Origin of the sequence: Ilumatobacter sp. (assembly GCF_041688325.1) — a bacterium.
In the GTDB taxonomy this organism is placed as follows: Bacteria; Actinomycetota; Acidimicrobiia; order Acidimicrobiales; family Ilumatobacteraceae; genus Ilumatobacter_A.
Genome location: NZ_JBDNIJ010000158.1, coordinates 1 through 4,438, shown reverse-complemented (window position 1 = coordinate 4,438; position 4,438 = coordinate 1). Strand labels below are relative to the sequence as shown.

Sequence of the window (4,438 nt, the reverse complement as noted above, 5' to 3'; positions counted from 1 at the left end):
ACGTAGTCGTGATGGGCATGACCGGACGGGCTGCGGTCATCACATACCCAGCGGCCGGCGAGCCACGGATCGGCGTGTTCGACGTTGAGCTCGCCTCTGGAGTTGTTGACGACTCGAACGAGCCGAGGACCACACCGGAGTTCGGGGCGAACGTGCCCATGTTTTGGAATCCGTTCGAACGCACGGTGACCGCCCGCATCCAGGGACAGGACTTTCCCTTCTACGCCGCAGATAGCTCAACCTTCTTGCCGGAGCTCGTGCCGAGAGTCTGGTTCGACGTCGTACGTGTCGAAGACCCTGGTGCGGTCGGGGTCACGGAGGAAGGCGTCGACGTGTTGACAGCGATTTCTGGCGTCTCGCCGACCATTTTGGACTTCCGGATGAACGAGGACGGCTCGTTCTGGCAGGTCGCTCAGACGATCGACTTCAGTGTCGAGCCGCCCGTCGTGACAAGTGTGCTGCTGTTCACGAAGCCGGGCGCCCATCGCACGCTCGGAACGAACGTCGATGTTGAAAGCCGCTACTCGTATTCGCGGCTGCTTGCAATCGATGATGCCGTCGCCTATGTTGCCGCGCCCACCGACAGCGGGTACAGGATCGATCGGTACACCGCCGGGTAGGCGCCCGTCGTCTGAACAGTCAGTTTCTTGCGAACCGGGGCAGCCGGGTGCGGTGAGGGTTCTCAGGATGATGGCGGCGGACAGGAATGGGGTTTCCGTCGTCGTCGACACCTTGGTATCGGACGGTAAGGCGATGTGCTCTCCCGGCGAGCTGCGCTCGTCGTGAGCGGAGTCGGACCCAAGCGTCATGGGTGGAATCTCCGGCACCCGAGAGGACAGAGTCGCAGAGCTTGATTGCCGTTGTGTAGTCGCCGAGGGTGCCGGGTGCGATCATCGCTCCGACGTAGGCGTCGGCGACATCAGGGTGCCGGCATCCGGCTTTCCATGCGAGTTGAACGACGCTTTCGGCGCGTGAGCCTTGCCCGATGCTGCGCCAGTGTTGCGCGCACAGCCAGATGCCGGCGTCTGCGACCTGCCGGTCGAGCCCCCGGTCAGTCAAGGTCGTGTAGACGCCGGTGCCCGCTTCTTTGCCGACCATCTCGAAGTAGCCCTGGGCGTAGTTGTTTGGGTCGCCTACGACGAGTGCTGCAAGGTTGTCTCGCCAGGTGTCGAGCGGGCACGGCATTCCTTCCCGGCAGGTCGGGCATTGGTCGACCGAGTTGCACCGTCCGAGCGGGTTGAGGATGGGCGCCCAGTGTCTCGTCCAGCGGACGGCATCGTTTCGTGCTTTGACGTTGCGAGATCCAGGGGTTGGCACGCCCAGCCGATCGAGGACGGCAGAAAGGACGGTCGCGGCGGCGGCGATGTCGCAGACATGGGCTCGTTCGATGAGGACGTGGTGGAGGCGCTCGAGGACAACGTCGCTGTCGGCTTCGGCGATCGCAGCACGAGAGCGAAGGTGGGCGCAGCGGAGTCGAGCGCATTCGGCGACAGCGCCTGTCCATGCGTCGAGCATTCTGATGCCGGCACGTCGGGTGAGTATCCGGGTGTGCGACTCGAGATGGTCGGCAGGCAGGGCCGGTGCGGGGCTGGCGTTATCGTTTCGTGGGGTTCGCATCGATGCGCGAACGGTGCGGGTCGTGGCGGCACCGGAGACGTCCTCAAGGAGGGTGTCGAAGTCTCGCCGTCCTTGACGCGCTGCGATGTCGAGCAACGCGATGACGACATCGGCGCAGGCGTCGGCATCGCCCTGGGCGTCGTGAGCGTCGTGATGTGTGATGCTGAGGGCGTCGCAGAGTGCGGGGAGTTTGGGTGATGGTCCGCTGACACCAAGGTGTGGTGCAAGTTTCATCGTGTCGAGTGTCGACGCCTCGGGCATCTCCCATCCGGCGAGTTCGAACTCGTGGCGGAGCACGGCAAGGTCGAAGCCGACGTTGTGGGCGACCACGACGGTTCGTTCTCCATCGAGAGGCTGCAGGGCGGCCAGGAGTGGGCTGGCGCCGGTGGCGAAGTCGGGTTGGGTGGTGACGTGCTCGTCGGTGATGCCGTGAATACGTTGCGACACTTTGTCGATGGGCACGCCGGGGTTGAGGTAGTCGCTCCACCGTCCTCTCGCCGCACCTGCGCGGCAGATGCGGTAGGCGACCTGGACGGCTCGGAGCGGACCACCGCCGGGTTGTGAAGTGGTTTCGGTGTCGATGACGACGAGGCGGATCCCTGCCCACAGAGCGTCACAGGTAGCGGCGACCTCCGACGGAGTCAGGTCCGGATAGTCCGTCATGTGAGACCTCGTTGTTCCGCGAGAGTGGCGACAAGGGTGGCATCGCGAAGTGACGAGTAGCCGGGGCCAGAGACTGCTCGAGGGTCGGCGATGGTTCGCAGCGGGACGGTCCATCCGCCGTGGAGGTTGTTGTCGGATCGGATGAGTTCGACAATGTCGCCTGGTTCGTCGAAGGCGCCATGGTGTTTGGCGACGACGAGGTCGAGAAGCCGGTTGGTGCGTTCGATGTTGGCGAACCCGGTGCGGCGCATCGCCAGGATCGGTGGACGTGTTTGGCGATCAACGTCTCGAGGCCGCCGGTCGAGATCGGTAGACCGGGATGTGCGTGGATGGCGTCGAGCAGGTCAGCGAACTGTTGCTCATAGTCACTTCTGCGTTCCAGTGTCCTTTCGACGGGGAGCCCGTGCCCGCCCAGCAACGTGCCGAGTTCGTCCCACCAAGCACTCCACGTTTCGGCCGTGGTGAGGGCGCCATCGCGAGTGAGTTTGCGCATGTGTCTGTCGATCGGATCGATGAGCCGTTTGGTGCCGCCAGCGGTCGAGAACGCCTTCGGAGTGTCACTGAACGACTTCTCGACGTTGCGAGCCAGATGCCACAGAGACGGCACGAACCGTGTCCGTGCCGGATCGAAGTGGGCGTCGAATGCTGCGGCGATGCCGGTGCCAGCGTCGGCGACGACGAAGTCCGGCGTGTAGCCGAGCTCATCGAAGACGAGGCGCCACGCTGCAGTGTTCGACTTCGCCATCGCACGCAGTAGTCGCAGCTTCGTCGTTGTCGCCACGACCGTGAACGGGTCTTTGGGCTGGTCCCAGAACACTTCGGCGACCGCCAAGATGTAGAAACCGCCGTCGCGGCGAGCTTTGCCGCTGGTGGCGTCACGTCCGTAGACCGGGATGTCGTCGACCAGGACCACTTGTGGCATGTCCAACGGTCTGCCGTCGGCGAGCAGCCCGTCGAGGCGTCGACGCTCGACGACCGTTGCAGCTCGCAGCTTGTCATCGACGTCTGCCCAGATGGGCGGTGCGAACGCTTCGACCCAGTCGGCGGCGACATGCCACGAGTTGCGGCTCGCTTCCGATGCTGCGCTCCGCTTCTTCTTCTTCTTGGTGGCTTGCTGTGTTCCGTCGGATGATTCGTCGTCTTGGTCGTACGTCTTGGTGCGGGTGCTGTTGGTGACGCGGAGCGCCCATCGGCTCACGTCGGCGTATGTGGCGCCGCTGGCGAGCTGCTCGAGGCCACGGACGACGATGCGAGTCGGCCATGAATGCCGGCGGGCTACTGCCGTTTCTCCGCGATGAATGCCACGGAGTTCTTCACAGTGGGCACAGTGTTCATCGCCGGCGCACACATGATCTCGTGGTAGCGGCGGTGTGAAGCTGTGATGGGTGGTTCGGTCGAACTCATTCGGATAGCAGCGATAGCGCTGTCGAGGTTTCGGTGTGTGAGAGCCGTAGGTGCCATTGCGTACGACATAGGCGTCAGGATGCTCAGAACACTTCGGCATCGGCGACCACCGGGCCTGGAACTGTTGGGACAGTTCGAGTTCTGGTTCAGCGTCGGCTGCGACCTGCACCACGAACCAATGGACGTCTCCAACCAGGGGAGTGCACCGGAAGCGACGTCGAGTTCCCGAGGCTGTGTTGTATGTGCCAGCAGCAACGATCGCCGAACCGGGGTGCTCAAGGCAGCGAGCGGCGGCCCGCGCCTTCTTTCGCCCCGATCCTGGCCCGCCCATCCTCAGATTTTATCAGCATTTCATCTCACCTTGCTGCCGAACTCAGGCAACGCTGTATTCGGCGAGACTGATCGTCACCCGACGGTTGTCGAGGTGCCAGCCGCTGGGCACGCTCAGGCAGGCCGCGTGGCGAGCGCACATGTCATATGTGTGCGGATCGCGCTCGAAGAGCAATTCTTCGATCCAGGCATGCGACTGCCCGTAGTCGTACTTGAGCGTGCATTCGGCTCGCTCGGAGCATACAGTGCGCGTGCACAGGCGTTCTGAAGCGAATGCCACTGAGGGCCGCACGTGTTCTCCGGTGTAGTGATTCGTGAGTTTCATGGTTCCAACTGCCCAACTATTGACCCGACGGAAATAACAACCCTGAAATTAGACCTCCAGACAGCCCAAGCGGCGGATGGTCACCCTTCGCGCGACATT

General features: G+C 63.4%; 4 protein-coding genes. 1 reads left to right on the top strand and 3 read right to left on the bottom strand.

Annotation, left to right across the window (positions count from 1 at the left end; genetic code table 11):
- Window positions 1-620, top strand: a 620-nt coding sequence (locus tag ACH2EI_RS10105) for a hypothetical protein (RefSeq protein ID WP_395159918.1), incomplete at its 5' end; no start/stop codon positions are given.
- Window positions 621-639: 19 nt separating this feature from the next.
- Here ACH2EI_RS10105 and ACH2EI_RS10100 read toward each other — a convergent pair.
- Genes ACH2EI_RS10100 through ACH2EI_RS10090 form a run of 3 tightly spaced genes read right to left on the bottom strand, consistent with a single transcriptional unit; the run spans window position 640 to window position 4,339 of the window.
- Window positions 640-2,280 (bottom strand): exonuclease domain-containing protein, encoded by a 1,641-nt coding sequence (locus ACH2EI_RS10100; RefSeq protein WP_395159916.1) that lies wholly within the window; start codon window positions 2,278-2,280, stop codon window positions 640-642.
- Window positions 2,231-4,015, bottom strand: a complete 1,785-nt coding sequence (locus ACH2EI_RS10095; protein ID WP_395159914.1) for a hypothetical protein — start codon at window positions 4,013-4,015, stop codon at window positions 2,231-2,233. Before ACH2EI_RS10095 ends, ACH2EI_RS10100 begins: the two co-directional genes overlap by 50 nt.
- Before the next feature lie 42 nt (window positions 4,016-4,057).
- The gene (locus tag ACH2EI_RS10090; protein ID WP_395159912.1) at window positions 4,058-4,339 is read right to left on the bottom strand and encodes a DUF3499 family protein; all 282 of its coding nucleotides are present in this window, start codon (window positions 4,337-4,339) and stop codon (window positions 4,058-4,060) included.
- Window positions 4,340-4,438: the final 99 nt, after the last annotated feature.